This is a genomic window from Pseudomonas sp. GW456-12-10-14-LB2, assembly GCF_002884345.1.
Classification (GTDB): domain Bacteria; phylum Pseudomonadota; class Gammaproteobacteria; order Pseudomonadales; family Pseudomonadaceae; genus Aquipseudomonas; species Aquipseudomonas paraglycinae.
Genome location: NZ_POHV01000224.1, coordinates 1 through 258, shown reverse-complemented (window position 1 = coordinate 258; position 258 = coordinate 1). Strand labels below are relative to the sequence as shown.

General features: G+C 70.5%; 1 protein-coding gene. It reads left to right on the top strand.

Going from position 1 to position 258, the window contains the following annotated elements:
- A partial coding sequence (locus C1X29_RS28845; RefSeq protein ID WP_146023327.1) for a HAMP domain-containing histidine kinase occupies positions 1–258 on the top strand: 258 nt, incomplete at both ends.

Below are 258 nucleotides of genomic sequence, written 5' to 3'. Positions count from 1 at the left end.
TTCCTCCCTCAGGCCGCCGGGACGAAATCGGCCGGGCCGAGGTGGAGCTCGGCCGCATGCAGGAGGACCTGTTGACGGCCCTGCAGTCCCGCGCGCGCCTCGCGGCCCTGGGGGAGGCGGTGGCCAAGATCAACCACGATTTGCGCAACATCCTCACGAGCGCCCAGATCGCCTCTGACCGTCTCGCAAGTTCCGGCGATCCCAAGGTGGCCCAGGCCCTGCCACGCCTGGAAAGGGCCCTGGATCGCGCCCTGCGCC